Here is a 16,744-nt window from a genome sequence, read left to right as displayed (position 1 = left end):
CGAACACGCTTATCGGCTGGCCTCTTCCTCGATCACGCCCGCCGCGCGGATTCTCACGAGGACCTGACCCGGCCCCGGTGCCGGGTCAGGCACCTCGTCCAGTTGGAGCACCTCGGGACCGCCGAACTTGTGGATGCGGATCGCCTTCATCGCCGACTCCTTTCTCTGGTCGCTTTTCTCGGTAGGAGATCAGGAGCGCGCGCCGGAGGGTCTCCTCCATCATCGGGCCCAGGACGAAGCCGAGGAGCAGCGGCCGCCGGCGCGTACCTCACCTTCAGGAAGTAAGGTAGCCGAGCATCCCGAAGAGCACCATGGGCCCCCTCAAAGACGGAGGTATTGAGACTATACGCCCCGATGCAGCAGAATAAAAGGCGGGCCACCGGCGGTTTAACGCGAGCAGCCCGAAATCTCTCGACGAACGCGCCGCCGCTCGGCCCGCGACCGGAGGCCACATGAAAAGCGTCGAGATTGATCGGAGCAAACGGCTGAAAGACGAGCCCCACACGGGGCATAACCGATGGCACCCCGATGTGACGCCGATCTTGGAGGTTGGGTCCGGCGAGGAAGTCGTGCTGCAAACCCGCGATGCCGCGGATGGCCAGATTCCCTTCGGAGCCAGCGTGGAAACGGCTGCGCGGGCGGCTCGAGGCGCCGTGCACCCGCTGACCGGGCCGGTCTACGTCAAAGGCGCCGGGCCCGGGGACCTCCTGGAGATCGAGTATCTCGATATCATCCCCGAGCCCACAGGCTGGACCCGCATCATTCCAGGCATCGGATTTCTGCGCAATGTGTTCGCCGAGCCTTACCTGGTCCACTGGCGGATCAAGGACGGCTGGGCTACCTCGGACTCGCTCCCCAAGGTGCGCATCCCGGCGGGTTGCTTCATGGGGACTGCGGGCCTGGCCCCTTCCAGGGCCCAGCTCGAGGAATGGACGCGCCGCGAAGCCGACCTTTTGGCCAGAGGCGGGGCGGTCCTGCCGCCCGATCCCACCGACGCGGTGCCCGTCCAGGGTCCCGTCGCCACCGAGGGCTTACGCACCATCCCGCCGCGGGAGAATTGCGGCAACGCAGACATTAAGCAGCTGACCGCCGGGTCGAAACTCTTCATTCCCGTGGCGGTGCCGGGCGGCCTCTATTCCGGGGGGGACGGGCACTTCGCCCAGGGAGACTCCGAGTGCTGCATCACGGCCATCGAGATCGGGGCCACGGTCGCTATCCGGTTCCGGGTTCATCAGGGGGAGGCGGGCAAGCGCCGGATCAGGTGGCCGCGCTTCGCTCGCACGGACTACTTCGTGTCGCCCCAGTGGGCCGCGCCCAAACGGTTCGTGGCTACCGTGGGCATGCCGATCCGGGACGACGGCGTGAACGAGGGAGAAGACCTCACCCTGGCTGCCCGGAATGCCCTGCTCAATATGATCGCTCTGCTTCAGGAGCGAGGGTGGACCCGGGAGCAGGCCTACATCCTCTGCAGCGTGGCGGTGGACCTTAAAGTGAGCAACGTCGTGAACACGCCCAATTTTGGAGTGTCGGCCTTCCTGCCTGAGGACGTCTTCGAAGGGGAGCAGCCCTCGTTTGACTGGAGCACAACCCGCGTGGTGGTCGGATCATCCCCGAGCGCCAGAGCGAACCTGCGGAGGTACAGACGATGAGCGCTGACACGACCGGTATCGGCCTCAAGCGACTCCAACATTTGGTCCTGTGGGTCTCGGACGTCGAGCGCAGCGCGGGTTTCTACTGCGACGTGCTGGGCTTCGAGGTGAAGAGGCGGTACCCGCAGGCGGTCTTTCTGAAGATCCCAGGCAGCGCCGACGATCATCACCTCGGGCTGTTCGAGCAGACGGGCGTGGGCCGGCCCGACGAGGGGGTGGCGCGCATGTACCACTCCGCCTGGGAGGTCGGCGAGATCACCGACCTGGTGCGCGCGCGGGAGCGGCTGATCGAGGCGGGCGCGCTGGTCGGCGCGTCGGATCACGGCGTCAGCCTGTCGCTGTACGCCAAGGATCCGGACGGGTTGGAGTTCGAGATCTTCTGGACGGTACCCGGCGGGACCTCTGTCGGGACCCGGCCCCTCGACCTCGAAGGCGAGTTGGAGCGGCGCGGCATCGCGGTTCAGCAAGGGCGGGGCCGGGACCGGCGCTAGATGGATTTCCGGTTCTTGCCCCGCCGGCGGATGGGGCGCCGCTTCATCGTCGGAGTCCTCGAGCAGCGGCGCGCCAGCGCCGGCGTCACCCCCGCCGCCTGACGCCCGTGGTGACTGACGCCACCTACCCCATGGAGCGCACGCCGGCGGAGTTCGCGCGTCTCCGGCTCCAGGCGGAGGCACTCGCCCTCGAGACGGGCGTGCTGCTCGACCGGATCGGCGTCAGAGAGGGCTGGCGCTGCCTCGACCTCGGCTGCGGCGCAGGCGGGATCACCGATCTCCTGAGCGCGCGTGTCGGCGCCACCGGCCAGGTGGTGGGGCTTGACGCCGACGCTGCGAGCCTCAGCGCGGCTCGCCGGTGGGCGGCCGAGAAAGGGCTCGCGAACGTCGCCTTCATCGAGGGCGATGCCTTCGTGCGCGACCTGCCGCGCGAGGGCTTTGATCTGGTCCACGTCCGTTTCGTCATGACGACGATCGGCCGGCACCGGGAGCTGGTTGAGGCGGCGCTCGCGCTCACGCGGCCCGGCGGCACCCTCGCGCTCCAGGAGGGGGAGGGGACCGGGCTCGCCTGTTATCCGCCGCACCCCGCCTGGGACCGGTTGAAGACCATCCTCTTCACGGCTTTCGAGCGGGCGGGGGGCGACTGCTTCGCCGGCCGTCAGGTGTACCGGCTGCTCGTCGAGGCGGGACTGGAAGATGTGCGGTTCCGCCCCTGCCAGACGGGGACGCGAAGCACGGACCCGCTCGTCGACTACCTGCCGCAGACGGTCCTGTCCACCAGGCCGTTGATCCTCAAGCACGGCCTGGCGTCCGAGGCGGAGCTGGAGCGGCTGATCGCCGCCTGCCGGCGCCACCTGGCGGAGCCGACGACGGTTCAGACGTCGGTGATCGTCATGCAGGCCTGGGGCCGGAAGCCGGCCGGCGGCCCCCGAAGGGCAAGCGCTTTGCGAATTTAACCGGGAAGGGCCGCTGCCCGGGCTCTCTGGGGTCCGGGTTTGTCCGACGAGAAGCCTCTCTGGCCTGGGAGCGCTGGGGCACCCGGACGGCGAGCCAGCCGGCACGTTCCGGCTAACCGAGGTTCGACCCGAGATGGTTTCGACATCAGCCGCACGGGGAGGGCCATCGAGGAACACTTCAGAGATATCCCGGCCCCGACGCGCCGGCGAATCCTGTGCGACAACGCCAGGGAGCTGTACGGACTGTGAACCGGCTTGGGCAGGCTTATAATGACGCTGTGGCGCTGCCTGGAAAGGCGCGGTGTCGGACACCGGCCAGGAGGAGCGAGATGCAGATCCGCATGCTTGAGATCGAGGAGATGGACCCCGAGCTCCGGGGAATGGTCGCCCAGTGGCAGGAGCAGGGGGGCGACCCGAACTTCATCCGCACGTTCGGCCGGCTGCCCGAGCCGTTCAAACAGTTCGTGCGGTTCTACTCCCCGCTGGTCCGGAAGGGGCTGTTGCCGCACCGGCTGAAGGAGCTCGTGCGGCTGCGCCTGGCGCAGCTCAACACCTGCCACTACTGAATGACGACGCGCTACGCCTTGGGCAAGGCGCAGGGGATCACGGAGGAGCTGGTGGCGGCGCTGTCCGAATACGAGGCGGGGCCGTTCAGCGAGCGCGAGAAGGTCGCGCTCCGGTACGCCGACCAGATGTACTACGACCACCACAAGGTGGACGACGCGCTGTTCGACGCCCTCCGCCGGCACTTCGGCGAGGAAGAGATCCTCGAGCTGTCGTGGGTCATCGGCGAGTTCATCGCGCTCGGCAAGATCATCTGGGTGCTCGGCATGCCGTACGGCGACGGCACGCACCGTCACTGACGGCGCCCGAGGGAGCGGCCCCGTGTACGAGGTCTACGCGCTGCGGTTCGGGGAGCGACAGACGACCGCCTGCCAGTTCTTCTACCGGGAGGCGTCCCACGAGCCGATCACGCTGCACTTCTACGTCTGGCTGATCCTCGGCGGCCCGCATCCGGTGCTCGTGGACACCGGGTTCCTGGAAGCGGACGGCGGGCCCCGCGGCATCCGGAACTATGTGGGCCCGGCGACGATGGTCGAGCGGCTGGGCGTGAAGCCCGACGCCGTCAGGACCGTCCTGGTCTCCCACCTCCACTGGGACCACTGGTCGGGGCACTCGCTCTTCCCCGCGGCCGAGTTCTGGGTCCAGAAGGACGAGGTCGCGTTCTGGACCGGCCCCGTCGCCCGGCACGACGTGTACCGGCAGCTCGCGAACCCGGGGGCGCTCGGGACCCTCGTCATGCTCAACTACGCTGGCCGGATCCGCCTGATCGAGGGCGAGCGCGAAGTGCTGCCCGGGCTTCGGCTTCACTGGGTCGGCGGGCACACCGCCGGCATGCAGGTCGTGTCGATCGAGACCGCGCGCGGGCCGGTCGTCCTCACGTCCGACGCCTCGCACTTCTATCGGAACCTGGAGCGCCGCCAGCCGGTGCAGATCATCACGAACCTGCCCGAGATGCTCGCGGCCTTCGATACGATCCAGGCGCTGGCGGGGCCCGACGGGTTGATCGTCGCCGGTCACGATCCTGAGGTGGCGGAGCGGTTCAAGTCTGTCGAACCCGGCATCATCCGGGTCGCCTGAGGTGGATCGCGACGGTTCGGCGCGCGAGGACGGGAGTGGCCGAGGCCCCGGCAGGCCCGGACTCGAGATCGATCGGAAGCTGCTCGAGCGTTACGCCGCCCAGCGGCCGTGAGGTCGGCTACGAGCGTGTCGGAGTAATGCCCTTCGAGCGCGGGCTCCGTCCGCGCAACCGATTCCTGGGGGTGGCCTCGGAGGGGGCCGTCGAGTCCCCCTCCGAGTGTGCTAGCGGCCGGCCACGATGCGGTTGGGACAGCCCGCTTCCCGGTACTGGCTGCTCAGCTTGCTCGCCTGAGCCTGGTCGAGCTTCATCGCGGTCCGGATCCGATAGATCGGCGCCCTGCCGTCCACCACTGCCACCCGCACCCCGTGTCCCTTCCGCCTGATCTCCGACGCGCGGTGGACAACCTCGCGGAGGTTATAGGGACCATCCTCGACGAAAAACTCCCCGGGACTTCGCTGCTCGGTCGTGGCCTGGCCGGGCTTCGCCTTGATCTCGGCCATGACCTGGGACGCTTTGGCGGCGCTCGGGAAAGGCCCGACGACCGCCGTGTAGAGGCCGTGATCCAGGTGCCGGATGGCGCGGAAGGTCGTGAGCCCGTCCTCCTTCAACCGCCGCTCACACTCGTCGGCCTCGGCCACGATGACGAACGGCGGGAAATCGAGGCCGAAGCGCTCGGCCGCCTTCTCGGCCGGGGCCTCGGTGGGCGCCTTGGCGACGGCCTCCTTCTTGGCCTCACGGGGAGCCGTCGGGGCCGGCGTGGTGGGCGCCTTCTCCTTCGCGGCCTGGGGCGCCTTTTGCGCGGGGACCTCGATCAGCGTCGGCACCTCGTAGACCTGTGGGGGACGCCGAGGCGGAGTTTTCTTGCCCAAGACAATAGGGTACCAGGTGTACGCAGCCGCAGCGATTCCAACGACGAGGAAGACCAGAATGATCAGCCGCTTCTTGTCACCCATCGGTGTCTGTCATTCTCCGTGGCCAGCTACTCTGAGGGTGAGGGGGCACGCGCCCGCATCGCCGTTCGAGCGGTCCTGGCCGCGTCGCTTCCAGGGAATTCGCGGATCAGCCGAGCCCACACTTCGCGGGCGCGGTCGGTCTCGAACAGGTTGCGGTACGACAGGCCGATACGATAGAGCGCATCCGGCACCTTGGTGCCCCCGGGGTACTGATCGACGACCTTGCGGAACTCGGCCAGGGCCTGGCGGAAATCCTGCTCGGCGAAGTATGCCGCTCCGATCCAGAACTGGGCCTGTTCGGCCAGGGGATGGTTCGGGACGCCGCCGACGAGATCGCTGAAATCGAGGACCGCCTGGCCCAGGTTCCCCGATTGGTAGTGGCCCAGGGCCGACGCGTAGAGCTGCTCGGCTGATTGGGCTCCGGGCGCGGCAGCGGATGGCCGCCCGACCAGCTTCGCAACCTGGGCGTTCAGCGTGTCTATCGCCCCCTTCACCCCTTTGATCGCCCCCTCGACATCCTGGAGGCGCTCCTCCACCTTCCCCATACGCTGGCCGAGGCCCTCCGTCTGCCGGGCCTGCCGCGCGAGCCCTGTCTCCGTCTCCCTGACCGTGGTAACCGTCTGGCTCAACGTGGAAACGGTCTGCCCGAGGGCCCGGTTGGTCTCCTCGACCTTCGCGTTGAGCGCAGCGATGTCCGATTTCAGGAGCCGCACGGAGCCGCGGGAGGCGCACCCTGTCACCGGAACGAGAACGACGCAGCCGACCATCCACCAGACGCCTCCACGGCCGGCTCCCGTCAATGTGGAAACGACCTCGTAGCGGTGGATCGCCTCGTCCCAGAGTAAACGCAGCGTCTCGAACGCATGGTCAGTGTGAAACTTATCGCAGCGCGGCGAGAATAGTCAAGAAATTTCGGGTGCTTACCGCCCTATCCGAGCCAGGGCCGCGTCCAGGTTACTCCGGGCTTGGCTGAAGGACGGGACCCATAGAAAAAATTGAGCTTGACATAGAATCGGGCAATTTTGTATGTTGAATACAATATTCAAAAAAACCGAGTTGAGCGATGCCTAGGGCTCCCCGAAATCCGGCTGTCAGGCCCTTAAAGCGGACCCGTCTGCTGGACCAGGCGGCGTCGGTGCTCCGTGAGGCGATCCTGAGTGGAGGGATCCCCTCGGGAAACCGGCTCAGGCAGGTGCAGCTCGCCGCCCAGCTCGGTATCAGCCGGACCCCCCTTCGCGAGGCGTTGATGAAGCTGGAGCAGGAGGGCCTCATCGAGCTGCTCCCCGGCGGCGGGCTCCGGGCGGCCGTGCTGAACCTGGATGAGGCCGTGGAGCTCTACGACATCCGCGAGGTGCTCGATGGCCTCGCCGCCAGGCTCGCGGCCCAGCGGATCGCCGAGCCGGGTGTTCGGGACCTCGAACGGCACCTGGCGCGCATGGAGAAGTGCCTCCACCGCCAGGACGCGCACCGGTGGTTCGTCTCCCACGTGGCTTTCCACGACGCGATCTTCCGCGCGAGCGGCAACGGGCGGCTCCAGGCACTGTCCTCGGTCGTGCGGCTCTCGATCCAGCGCTTCCACCCGGTCCTGCTGACCACCCCGAACCGGCTGGCCGCCGCCTACCGCGAGCACCGCGAGATCTTCGAGGCGATCCGGGTCCACGATCCGGAGACGTCCGAGCGCGTGGCCCGGGCCCACATCGCGAGCGCCAAAGAGATCGTCCTAAAGGCGATCTCCCAGGCGCCGAGCGCGGTGGTCTCGCCCTGAGCGGAGCCGGGCGTGCCCCTCTTCAAACCCGAGAAGAAGCAAATCGCCCAGAACGCGGGGAAGTGGGATGTGGTCATCAGCGAGGACATGTGCAAGGCCTGCGGCTTCTGCCTCCAGATCTGCCCGGTGGATGTCTTCGCGTGGCGGAGGACCGCGAACAGGCTCGGCTGGTTCCCGATGTACGTGGCGCACGAGGCGAACTGCATCGGCTGCATGCTCTGCTATCAGATCTGCCCGGACTTCTGCATCAACGTGGCTCCGAAGGCGGAGGCCGAGCCGGCCGTGGCGAGCTAGCGGCAGGGATGCCCCCTCACCCTGCCCTCTCCCCCTGAGCGGGAGAGGATGAAGGTGAGGGGAGGAGAGGAGTTACTCACTATGGCGGTGATCGAAATCGCGTTGACGGAGCGGCTGGTCGCCCCTTGGGCGGAGTGGCAGAAGCGCTACACGGCCGGCCGCCGGCTCCTGGAGGCCGGAACATACGCCCTCACTGAGGGAGCCATCGCCGCGGGCTGCAGGGTCTTTGCCGGGTATCCGATCACCCCGGCGACCGACATCGCCGAGTACATGTCGAAGCGCCTGCCCCAGGTTGGCGGCTACTACATGCAGGCCGAGGACGAGCTGGCCGGGATGCACATGTGCGCGGGCGCGAGCCTGGGCGGCCTCAAGGCGATGACCGCGACCTCGGGCCCCGGCTACACGCTGATGCACGACGCGTACGGCTGGGCGATCACGAACGAGATCCCGCTCGTGGTGGTGGACGCCATGCGGGTCGGCCCCATCAGCGGGATCACCGGTGCCCCGGGGCAGGGGGAGTTCTACGTGGCGCGCTACTGCACCCACGGGGGCAACATCGAGACGATCGTGCTCTCGCCCAACAGCGTCCAGGAGAGCTTCTGGCTCACCATCGACGCCTTCAACCTGGCCGAGCGGTTCCGGACCGTGGTCACGATTCTAACCGACCAGGTAATCTCGGACATGTTCGAGGATCTCTTCCTGCCCCACGACTACGCCGAGCTGGGCGGCATCGTCGTCCCCCGGCACCACAACCTGGCGATGCCGTTCTACCCGCTCAACTCGGACGCGGTCGACGTGCCGCCGAACGTGGTCGGGCTCGGGACAGGGGTCTGCGTCTCGGCCTACACCCACACCGAGGAGGGCTACGATATCGAGGAGATGGAGGCGCAGTGGGCCCAGACCTACCGGCTCGTCAACAAGATCCGTCACCACCGGGATCAAATCCTCCGCTACGAAGCCGTGGGCCTGGAGGACGCGGAGGTGGTCGCGGTGGCGTACGGGGCGGCCTCGCGCACCGTGAAGACGGCGGTGCTGGGGGCCCGCCGGCGGGGCATCCGGGCCGGCTTCCTGCGGCTCATCTCGCTCTGGCCGTTCGCCGACGAGCTGTTCGGCCGGGACGTGCGCTACCTGGTGTGCGAGCTGAACTACGACGGCCAGCTTGTCCGCGAGGTCATGCGGGCGGCGCCGGACAAGCGGAAGGTGCACTTCATGGGCAAGAGCGCCGAGCTGCACACGGTCGCCGAGGTCACGGCGGCGCTCGAGGGCGTCGCGCGGGACGGGCGGGTCCCCGGGTTGCCCTACATCTGGACCGACGTTTAACTCGGAGGGGCGCTCGCGCCCCCCTTCCGATACCTCCCTCGGAGGTTGCGCGGGCAAAGCCCGCGCTCGAACAAGGAGAGGAGTTATGAACAAGCTGGCGCAGAAGTATTTGAGGCCGAGCCAGATCCCCACGAAAGCGTGCCACGGCTGCGGCATCGGGATGATCGAGAACTGGCTCCTCCAGGCCATCGACGAGCTGGGGCTCAAGCAGGAAGACGTCGTCTTCGGCACCGGCATCGGCTGCGTGGGGCGCCAGACCTTCGCGACGTGGGGCGGCGACAATTTCGGCGCGACCCACGGGCGGGCGCTGGCCGTGGCCACCGGTCTCAAGATCGCCCAACCCGACAAGAAGTACCTCGTCGTCGTCGGTGACGGCGACGCCGCCGCCATCGGGACCTCGCACCTGATCCACGCGGCCCGGCGGAACCTGGGGGTCACGGTCGTCTGTGAGGACAACATGGGGTACGAGTCCACGGGCGGGCAGTTCTCGCCCACGACGCCCGCCGGCTATGTCACCAACTCGAGCCCCTACGGGATGGTGGAGCCGTCCTTCGATCCGTGCGACGTCGTGAAGGCAGCCGGTGCGACCTTCGTTGCCGAGACCACGGCGACCCAGTGGCACCAGACGATCAAGATCGTCAAGAAGGCGCTTCAGAACGACGGCTTCTCCTTTGTCCACGTCCGCTTCCCGTGCAACGAGAACTTCGGCGCCTACGCCCTGGGCACGCGCGACACCCTGAAGAACCTGGAGTGGATCTGGGAGCACACCCAGGGTCGGACGGCGGACGGCAAGCCGACGGACTTCACCTGGGAGACCGGCATCAAGCACGATGCCTCGAACAGCCGGCCCGAGTTCTCCAAGATCCTGCGGGATCTGGTGCGGAAGGCCGGTGGGACGCCCGCGAGCGCCGCGCTGGACCGCGTAGAGGGGGTCGTGGTCGATGACTAGGCAAACCACGGCCGAGCAGCTCGCGCCTGACCAGACCGCCAGCCAGCGGCGGGAGATCCTGATCAGCGGCTTCGGTGGCCAGGGCGTGATCCGGATGGCGCAGATCCTGGGCCTCTGCGCGATCAACCAGGGGCACCGCGTCACGATGCTGAAGAGCCACGGGACCGAGACCCGGGGAGGCTACGTGCGGGCCCAGCTGGTCATCTCGCCCGAGTACGTGGATAGCCCGGTGGTCGAGAACGCCGACGTCTTCGTCGCGTTCTCCGCTCCCGCCTACAAGAAGTTTTACGACCTCTGCAGGGGCAACATCCTGTATGACCCCGAGATGGTGGACGAGGTCCGCCGCGACGCGCCGGACCGGCACGTGGAGATTCCCGCCACGGCGCTCGCCAAGGAGCACTTCGGGAACGTGCTCTACGCCAACATGATCATGCTCGGGGCCCTCACGCGCCTGGCCCGGATGGATTTCGAGGCGATGAGGCGGGCCATGCTGGCCGTGATCCCGCGCTTTCACGAGCAGAACCTGAAAGCCTTGGAGCTGGGCTACCACCTCGAAGCGGTGGCCCGCGTCGCGTAGCGTCGCTTGTCTCGACCGGGCCGACGCGTGGACCATGCCGCGAATCCCGTCGTCCCGGCCCCCGCGGGGACCCGCGCCACGCGGCGGCCGTGGCACCGCGCCTGGCCCCGGCACCTGCCGTTCTCGCTCGATTACCCTGACGTCCCCGCGTGGTGGATTCTCGAGCGGAACCTCGAGCGCTTCGCCGACCGGGTCGCGCTGCGGACGCTGGATCACGAGACAGGGAGCGAACTGGGTGCCCTCACTTACGCGGGCCTCTGGAGCAGCGCGACGGCCGTCGCCGCGGGCTTCGCGCGGCTAGGCGTCGGGAAGGGCGATCGCGTCGCGCTCTGCCTGGCGAATGGCCCCGAGCTGGCCGCCAGCTTCTACGCCACCTGGCTCCTCGGCGCCACGGTGGTCCCCCTCAACCCGGCGCTGACGGAGCGTGAGCTGTCCTGGCACGCGGCTGATGCCGCGCCCCGGCTCCTGGTCGCCGGTAGCTCGGGAGCGGCGGTCGCCGCTGCGGTCGCTTCCCGCCTCGGCGTGACGCTGGTCATTGCGGGGGGAACGGAGGGGCCGGGGCCGGCCGGGAGCCTCCACTTCGAGGAGTTGCGGCGCGAGGATGGCCGCGGTGTTTCCCCCGCGCGCGTGAACCCCGGGGAGGACGTGGCAGTCCTCCTCTACACGGGGGGCAGCACGGGCGCGCCCAAAGGGGCGATGCTCACCCACAGGAACCTGGTCGCCAACACGATCCAGTTCGCCGAGTGGTACGCCTTCGAGCCCGGGGCGGAAACCTGCATCGGCGCGCTGCCCATGTTCCACAGCGGAGGGATGTCGGGGGTGATGAACGTCCCGCTCTATGCGGGCGCCACCATCCTGGTGTTCAGGCGCTTCAACCCGGCGACCGTCGCGCGGGCCGTGGAGCGCTTCCGGGCCACGCGCCTCTTCGGGGTGCCGACGATGTTCATCGCGCTCCTCAACCACGAGGCGGGCCGGCGCGCCGACTACTCCTCCCTCCGCGCCTGCCGGACCAACGCCGCGCCGCTCCCGGCCAGCGTGAAGGCCGCCTTCGACGAGCTCGTCGGCCGCGAGGTGCTGATCGAGGGCTACGGGCTGACCGAGACCAGTCCCCTCACGCACGCGAACCCGCTCCACCGGGCCAGACCCGGGTCGATCGGGATCCCGCTCCCGGACACCGACGCGAAGGTCGTCGATCTCGAAACCGGCGCGGACCTCCCGGCCGGGGAAGCGGGAGAGCTGGTGATCCGCGGACCCCCGGTCATGAAGGCGTACTGGAATCGCCCGGCGGAGACCGCGCAGGCCTTCGCCGGCGGCTGGTTCCACACCGGCGACGTGGCCCGCATGGACGCGGACGGATACTTCGTGATCGTGGACCGGAAGAAGGATCAGATCAACACGGCCGGCTTCAAGGTGTGGCCGCGCGAGGTGGAAGAGGTGCTCTACGGCCACCCGGCCGTGAGAATGGTGGCGGTCATCGGCCAGCCCGACGCCTACCGGGGCGAGGTGGTCAAGGCCTTCGTCGTCCTCAAGGAGGCGTACCGCGGCCGCGTAGACGAGGGCGCGCTGGTCGCCTTCTGCAAGGCGCAGCTCACCGGCTACAAGGTCCCCCGGGTCGTCGAGTTCAGGGACGAACTGCCCGTGAGCGCAACCGGCAAGACGCTCCGCCGCGCGCTGCGCGCGCACGAACGCTAGCCAAAGGAGGCGGGTTATGAAGAGTCGCCACGGAGTGCTGCTGTCGCTTCTGATCGCTGCCGTGCTTCTCTCGGTGGGCGCGCCGGGCCTCGGCCAGGAGAAGTACCCGTCCCGGCCCATCGACTTCATCGTGACCTGGGGCACCGGCGGGGGCGCCGACGCCATGGCCCGGACCATCGGCCAGCACATGCAACCGGTCCTGGGCGTGGCCATCCCCGTCTCCAACGTACCCGGCGCCTCAGGGAACACCGGGCTCGGCCAGCTCCAGGCGGGCAAGGCGGACGGCTACGCGGTCGCGACCTACATCATGGACACGCTCGCGACGATCCCCATGGGCCTGTCCAAGTACGCGGTGGACGACTTCGCGTGGATCGCCCGGACGCAGGTGGCTGACTCGTTCTTCTTCGTGAAGAGCGATAGCCCGTACAAGACGATCCAGGACGTCCTGAGGGCGGCGAAGGAGAACCCGGGGAAGATCCGCGTGGCCGCGACCGGCTACGGGACCGTGGACGACATCACGGTACGCTTCTTCGAGAAGAAGGGGATCAAAATGACCACCGTCCCATACCCGAAGCCCGGTGAGCGCTACGCCTCGACGCTGGGCGGCCACTCCGAGGTGCTCTACGAGCAGGCCGGCGACATCGTCCAGTATCTCAAGGCTGGCCAGCTCCGGCCTGTGATCATCTTCGCCGACAAGCGTCACCCCGCGTTCCCGGACGTGCCCGCCTCGGTCGAGCTCGGCTATGACATCCAGCTCCCCCAGTTCCGCAGCATCGTCGCGAAGAAGGGGACGCCGCCCGACCGGGTGAAGGTCCTGGCCGAAGCGGTCCGGAAAGCGATGGAAACGTCCGCGTACAAGAGCTTCGCCGAGGAGTGGTACTTCCGGCCCGACAGCTTCATGCCGACCGAGCAGTTCGGCCCGTGGATCCGGGAGCAGGTCACCATCCTGGATCGCTACGTGAAGGAGTTCGGCCTCAGGCGGTAAGGGCTCGCGCAATGATCGCTCGTGGCCGCTTCGTAGTCGGCAACGTTCGGGGTGCGACGTGGCTGTAGCCCACCAGCCATGTGCCTCCTAGCTGTCGTCTTCGGGATCCACCCTGAGGCACCGCTCGTGATCGCGGCCAACCGCGACGAGAGGCTCACTCGCCCCGCCGAGCCCGTGCAAGTGCTGTGCTCGACCACCCCCCAGATTCTCGGCGGTCGCGACGCGCTTGCGGGTGGTACATGGCTCGCGGTGAACGAGCACGGACTCAGCGCCGGGTTAGCCAACCGCCCTTCAATAGGTGGGCGTGACCTGTCTCGACGCTCGCGTGGCGAGCTGCCCCTGATCCTCGCCGACCACGCGCGGGCCGGAGACGCCGTGGCGGCGTTTGGGGAGAGGGTTCGCTGCACGGAGTATAACCCGTGCTGGCTCCTCGTCGGCGATCGTGAAGCGCTGTTCTACATCGTCATCGGACGCAGCGAGAAGCCTGAGATCATCCGGCTCCCTCCGGGTATCCATGTGCTCGAGAATCGACCGCTCGACGTGGTGTCGGCGAAGGCCGAGATGATCCGCCGGGCCCTCACCCCCGTCGGCGGATGGCTCGGACCCACGCTGGTGACTCAGCTTCACGCTGTGCTCCGGAGCCACGAGTTCCCCGCCCGCGAGCTGCCGGACGATGTCGATGACGATGCCGGGCTGCGGCCGCCTCAGGTCCAGGCCGCGTGCGTGCACACGCCAGATTACGGGACTCGTTCCGCCTCGCTGATCATCGTGTCATCCGAGCCGGACAGCTTCCCGCGGGTCTATTATGCCGACGGACCGCCGTGCATGGCTCCGTTGCTCGATGCGTCGCACCTTTGGTCGGTCAGGGCCGCGCCGGCGGTCGGGCCCCGGTCATCGCACGAACGATGAACCGTTCCGGAATGCGGCCAGCCCCAACGGACGAGTTGGAACATCTGAGATTGGCGGCCGAGCTTGCGGGTGTCGAGGTCGAAGAAATCGTGCTGCCCGAAGATCACGACATGGTCGTGCACGGAATGCGCCTGCATTACCTCGATTGGGGCACTCGGGGCTGTTGCCCGATCGTCTTTCTCCACGGTGGCGCCTTGAACGCGCACACCTGGGACGTCGTGTGCCTCACGCTCCGGCCGGGGTACCACTGCATCGCGCTCGATCAGCGAGGTCACGGCGACAGCGCGTGGTCCCCCGAGATGGACTACGGCCCGGAGGCTCATCTGCGAGACATCGAAGGGTTCGTCGAGCGTCTCGGCCTCGATCACTTTGTCCTGGTTGGACACTCGATGGGGGGGCTTCACGCGTTTCTTTACGCAGCTCGGCACAGTGGCCGGCTCGCGGGCTTGGCCTTGGTCGATGTGGGACCAGACGTTCGGGTGGATGGTGCCGAGCGGATTCACCGATTCGTGAGCCAGACGGCCGAGGTAAGTTCTCTTGACGAGGCGGTGCAGCGGGCGCTCGCCTTCAATCCCCGTCGTCATCCCCGGCTGTTGAGGCGGAGCCTTCTGTACAACTTCCGCAGGCTGCCAGACGGGCGGTGGACCAGAAAGCACGACCCGCGGCACTGGACCGGCAGGGGCGCGGCGGACATCGCGGCACAGGCTCGAGAATGGTGGAAAGATCCCGAGCGAGTGAGCTGCCCGACTCTGATCCTCCGGGGGGCAGTGAGCGATGTCTTTCACGACGAGGATGCGGAGCGCTTCGCCCGGGCGTTGCCGAATGGGCGCTGGGTGCGCGTCGAGGATGCCGGGCATACAGTGCAGGGAGACAATCCCCGCGGCCTCGCCGAGGCGCTAGCGAATTTTCTGCGGGGCATCTCCTAGGGCTGCCTGTGGAGGGCGAACGGTCGATCGATCTGGAGCTCCGAGAGGTCCGTCAGCGAAGCCGGGGCATGGTCTTGGTCCGGGGACTGGCGGGACCTCTCCTGATTTTCCTCGCTGCCGTGGCCCTCTTCGTCGCCGCCGGGCGGCTCCCCGTCGTCCCCGTTCCGGGCCAGCTGGGCCCCGATTTCTGGCCACGGCTGGTCCTGGTCGCCCTGATGGCCTCCTGCGTTCTGAAGCTCGTCGAGGTCGCGCGGGCGAAGGGGCCGGCAGCGACGGGCTCGCCCGGTCCGCAGGTCGGCCTCCCCAAGCTGGTCGGCGGGATCGCGCTCGTCCTCGGCTATCCCGCGCTCGCGCCGCTCCTCGGCTTTCCGCTGACGACCGCGCTCTTCCTCGCGGCGTTCATGCGCCTCGTGGGGACGCGCCGAGTGCTCCCGCTCACGCTGACCGCGGCGCTCGGGACCGTCTCCCTGCTCTACGTGTTCGTCAAGGTCGTCTACCTCCCCCTCCCGAAGGGCGCCGGAGTTTTTGAGGACTTCACCATCTTCCTCTACCGACTCCTCAGGATCTTCTGAGGCGTCCCGATGTGGGAGACCCTCGCCAACCTCGGGGCCGGCCTCGCCGCGTCCCTCGAGCCCCTGAACTTCCTCATGATCCTGGTAGGCCTCGCGATCGGCATCGTGGCCGGCGCGCTCCCCGGCATCACCATGCTGAACGCGGTCGTCCTGGTGCTGCCGTTCACCTACCTGATGGGCATCGTCCCATCGCTCCTCCTGATGACGTCCATCTACATCGGCGGCGTCTTCGGCGGGTCGATCACCGGGATCCTCTTCAACATCCCCGGCGACCCGATGAACGTGCCGACCACCTGGGAGGGCTACCAGCTCAACAAGAAGGGACAGGTTCGCCTCGCTCTCGGGCTGGCCATCATGTCGTCCGCCATCGGCGGTTTCCTGTCGGCTCTCATTCTGACCTTCGCCTCGCCGCCCTTCGCGAAGGTCGCGCTCAGCTTTTCCACCGTGGAGTACTTCGCGGTGGTGCTCCTGGGGCTGGCCAGCGTCGCGGTGATCGGGCAGGTGTCGGTCCCCGGAGCGCTCATCTCGCTCTTCACCGGGATGTTCCTCGGGACGATCGGGACCGAGTCCCAGTACGGGATCACGCGCTTCGCCTTCGGGATCGCGTTCCTCGAGACCGGGGTGGACTTCGTGACCGTGCTCATTGGGCTGTTCGCCATCGGGGAGGTCCTCGACCAGATCGCGACGCCCAGGGCAGGAGCGGAAGCGGCCGCTCCGGGCGACGCCCGGCCGCGGCTGCCGTCGCTCCGGGAGCTCTGGCCGCTCCGGGGGTCGCTCCTGCGCGGCCTCGGGACGGGCGTCGTGGTCGGCGCCATCCCGGGGACCGGCGCCACGGTCGCGTCCTTCGTCTCCTACGGCCTCGAGAAGCAGATGTCGAGGCACCCCGAGCGCTTCGGGACAGGAGTGCTCGAAGGGCTGACGGCTTCGGAGACTTCCGTCAACGCGTCCACGGGAGGCGCCATGATCCCGCTTCTCACGCTCGGCATCCCGGGGAGTGGGGCCACGGCCGTCATGATGGGCGCGTTCCTCCTCCACGGGGTCCAGCCCGGCCCGCTCCTCTTCAC

At 68.0% G+C, this 16,744-nt stretch carries 19 protein-coding genes and 1 pseudogene; 17 read left to right on the top strand and 3 right to left on the bottom strand.

Going from position 1 to position 16,744, the window contains the following annotated elements; all coding sequences use genetic code 11:
* Positions 1-36: 36 nt before the first annotated feature.
* Positions 37-150, bottom strand: a pseudogene (locus tag HY726_01835) (oxidoreductase).
* A gap of 302 nt (positions 151-452) precedes the next feature.
* On the opposite strand from HY726_01835, the gene HY726_01830 reads away from it, so the two are divergent.
* The 6 genes from HY726_01830 (at position 453) to HY726_01805 (ending at position 4,737) form a co-directional block, all read left to right on the top strand.
* Positions 453-1,649 (top strand): acetamidase/formamidase family protein, encoded by a 1,197-nt coding sequence (locus tag HY726_01830; GenBank protein MBI4607732.1) that lies wholly within the window; start codon positions 453-455, stop codon positions 1,647-1,649.
* A gap of 17 nt (positions 1,650-1,666) precedes the next feature.
* The gene (locus HY726_01825) at positions 1,667-2,140 is read left to right on the top strand and encodes a VOC family protein (protein MBI4607731.1); all 474 of its coding nucleotides are present in this window, start codon (positions 1,667-1,669) and stop codon (positions 2,138-2,140) included.
* A gap of 110 nt (positions 2,141-2,250) precedes the next feature.
* Positions 2,251-3,096 (top strand): methyltransferase domain-containing protein, encoded by an 846-nt coding sequence (locus tag HY726_01820; protein MBI4607730.1) that lies wholly within the window; start codon positions 2,251-2,253, stop codon positions 3,094-3,096.
* 329 nt (positions 3,097-3,425) lie between these two features.
* Positions 3,426-3,662 (top strand): carboxymuconolactone decarboxylase family protein, encoded by a 237-nt coding sequence (locus HY726_01815; GenBank protein ID MBI4607729.1) that lies wholly within the window; start codon positions 3,426-3,428, stop codon positions 3,660-3,662.
* Complete coding sequence (locus HY726_01810; protein MBI4607728.1) at positions 3,663-3,959, top strand: hypothetical protein; 297 nt, start codon at positions 3,663-3,665, stop codon at positions 3,957-3,959. It begins immediately after the preceding gene.
* A gap of 22 nt (positions 3,960-3,981) precedes the next feature.
* The gene (locus tag HY726_01805) at positions 3,982-4,737 is read left to right on the top strand and encodes an N-acyl homoserine lactonase family protein (GenBank protein ID MBI4607727.1); all 756 of its coding nucleotides are present in this window, start codon (positions 3,982-3,984) and stop codon (positions 4,735-4,737) included.
* A 222-nt stretch (positions 4,738-4,959) separates the two neighbouring features.
* Here the strand turns inward: HY726_01805 and HY726_01800 are convergent, their stop codons facing one another.
* Together HY726_01800 and HY726_01795 are read right to left on the bottom strand one after the other, a co-directional pair.
* Complete coding sequence (locus HY726_01800) at positions 4,960-5,691, bottom strand: SPOR domain-containing protein (protein ID MBI4607726.1); 732 nt, start codon at positions 5,689-5,691, stop codon at positions 4,960-4,962.
* A gap of 26 nt (positions 5,692-5,717) precedes the next feature.
* The gene (locus HY726_01795) at positions 5,718-6,458 is read right to left on the bottom strand and encodes a tetratricopeptide repeat protein (protein ID MBI4607725.1); all 741 of its coding nucleotides are present in this window, start codon (positions 6,456-6,458) and stop codon (positions 5,718-5,720) included.
* Positions 6,459-6,754: 296 nt separating this feature from the next.
* Here HY726_01795 and HY726_01790 point away from each other — a divergent pair, with 296 nt between their 5' ends.
* The 11 genes from HY726_01790 to HY726_01740 form a co-directional block, all read left to right on the top strand.
* Positions 6,755-7,456, top strand: coding sequence for a GntR family transcriptional regulator (locus tag HY726_01790; protein MBI4607724.1), 702 nt, complete (start codon positions 6,755-6,757; stop codon positions 7,454-7,456).
* Positions 7,457-7,468: 12 nt separating this feature from the next.
* Positions 7,469-7,750 carry a 4Fe-4S dicluster domain-containing protein gene (locus HY726_01785; protein MBI4607723.1) on the top strand — a complete coding sequence of 94 codons (282 nt, stop codon included), beginning with the start codon at positions 7,469-7,471 and terminating at the stop codon, positions 7,748-7,750.
* Positions 7,751-7,831: 81 nt separating this feature from the next.
* Positions 7,832-9,070: a 2-oxoglutarate ferredoxin oxidoreductase subunit alpha gene (locus HY726_01780; GenBank protein ID MBI4607722.1), complete on the top strand. Its 1,239-nt coding sequence runs from the start codon at positions 7,832-7,834 to the stop codon at positions 9,068-9,070.
* Positions 9,071-9,155: 85 nt separating this feature from the next.
* Positions 9,156-10,019 (top strand): 2-oxoglutarate ferredoxin oxidoreductase subunit beta, encoded by an 864-nt coding sequence (locus tag HY726_01775; protein MBI4607721.1) that lies wholly within the window; start codon positions 9,156-9,158, stop codon positions 10,017-10,019.
* Positions 10,012-10,596: a 2-oxoacid:acceptor oxidoreductase family protein gene (locus tag HY726_01770; protein MBI4607720.1), complete on the top strand. Its 585-nt coding sequence runs from the start codon at positions 10,012-10,014 to the stop codon at positions 10,594-10,596. Before HY726_01775 ends, HY726_01770 begins: the two co-directional genes overlap by 8 nt.
* Positions 10,597-10,623: 27 nt before the next feature.
* Positions 10,624-12,288 (top strand): long-chain fatty acid--CoA ligase, encoded by a 1,665-nt coding sequence (locus HY726_01765; protein MBI4607719.1) that lies wholly within the window; start codon positions 10,624-10,626, stop codon positions 12,286-12,288.
* Between the two features lie 16 nt (positions 12,289-12,304).
* Complete coding sequence (locus tag HY726_01760) at positions 12,305-13,273, top strand: tripartite tricarboxylate transporter substrate binding protein (protein MBI4607718.1); 969 nt, start codon at positions 12,305-12,307, stop codon at positions 13,271-13,273.
* 78 nt (positions 13,274-13,351) lie between these two features.
* Positions 13,352-14,182 carry an NRDE family protein gene (locus HY726_01755; GenBank protein ID MBI4607717.1) on the top strand — a complete coding sequence of 277 codons (831 nt, stop codon included), beginning with the start codon at positions 13,352-13,354 and terminating at the stop codon, positions 14,180-14,182.
* A gap of 50 nt (positions 14,183-14,232) precedes the next feature.
* Positions 14,233-15,108 carry an alpha/beta hydrolase gene (locus tag HY726_01750; GenBank protein MBI4607716.1) on the top strand — a complete coding sequence of 292 codons (876 nt, stop codon included), beginning with the start codon at positions 14,233-14,235 and terminating at the stop codon, positions 15,106-15,108.
* A gap of 68 nt (positions 15,109-15,176) precedes the next feature.
* Positions 15,177-15,680, top strand: coding sequence for a tripartite tricarboxylate transporter TctB family protein (locus HY726_01745; protein ID MBI4607715.1), 504 nt, complete (start codon positions 15,177-15,179; stop codon positions 15,678-15,680).
* A gap of 9 nt (positions 15,681-15,689) precedes the next feature.
* A partial coding sequence (locus tag HY726_01740; GenBank protein ID MBI4607714.1) for a tripartite tricarboxylate transporter permease occupies positions 15,690-16,744 on the top strand: 1,055 nt, incomplete at its 3' end.

This window comes from Candidatus Rokuibacteriota bacterium (assembly GCA_016209385.1).
Taxonomy (GTDB): Bacteria; Methylomirabilota; Methylomirabilia; order Rokubacteriales; family CSP1-6; genus JACQWB01.
Note: the sequence above shows the minus strand (reverse complement) of the source record. Positions and strands in the feature narration are given on the sequence as shown.

What these genes read in the sequence shown, in the direction of transcription:
- HY726_01830 (MBI4607732.1), top strand. Translation starts at nt 453, where the DNA reads ATGAAAAGCGTCGAGATTGATCGGAGCAAACGGCTGAAAGACGAGCCC.
- HY726_01815 (MBI4607729.1), top strand. Translation starts at nt 3,426, where the DNA reads ATGCAGATCCGCATGCTTGAGATCGAGGAGATGGACCCCGAGCTCCGG.
- HY726_01810 (MBI4607728.1), top strand. Translation starts at nt 3,663, where the DNA reads ATGACGACGCGCTACGCCTTGGGCAAGGCGCAGGGGATCACGGAGGAG.
- HY726_01800 (MBI4607726.1), bottom strand. Translation starts at nt 5,691, where the DNA reads ATGGGTGACAAGAAGCGGCTGATCATTCTGGTCTTCCTCGTCGTTGGA.
- HY726_01795 (MBI4607725.1), bottom strand. Translation starts at nt 6,458, where the DNA reads ATGGTCGGCTGCGTCGTTCTCGTTCCGGTGACAGGGTGCGCCTCCCGC.
- HY726_01790 (MBI4607724.1), top strand. Translation starts at nt 6,755, where the DNA reads ATGCCTAGGGCTCCCCGAAATCCGGCTGTCAGGCCCTTAAAGCGGACC.
- HY726_01780 (MBI4607722.1), top strand. Translation starts at nt 7,832, where the DNA reads ATGGCGGTGATCGAAATCGCGTTGACGGAGCGGCTGGTCGCCCCTTGG.
- HY726_01775 (MBI4607721.1), top strand. Translation starts at nt 9,156, where the DNA reads ATGAACAAGCTGGCGCAGAAGTATTTGAGGCCGAGCCAGATCCCCACG.
- HY726_01770 (MBI4607720.1), top strand. Translation starts at nt 10,012, where the DNA reads ATGACTAGGCAAACCACGGCCGAGCAGCTCGCGCCTGACCAGACCGCC.
- HY726_01760 (MBI4607718.1), top strand. Translation starts at nt 12,305, where the DNA reads ATGAAGAGTCGCCACGGAGTGCTGCTGTCGCTTCTGATCGCTGCCGTG.
- HY726_01755 (MBI4607717.1), top strand. Translation starts at nt 13,352, where the DNA reads ATGTGCCTCCTAGCTGTCGTCTTCGGGATCCACCCTGAGGCACCGCTC.
- HY726_01745 (MBI4607715.1), top strand. Translation starts at nt 15,177, where the DNA reads ATGGTCTTGGTCCGGGGACTGGCGGGACCTCTCCTGATTTTCCTCGCT.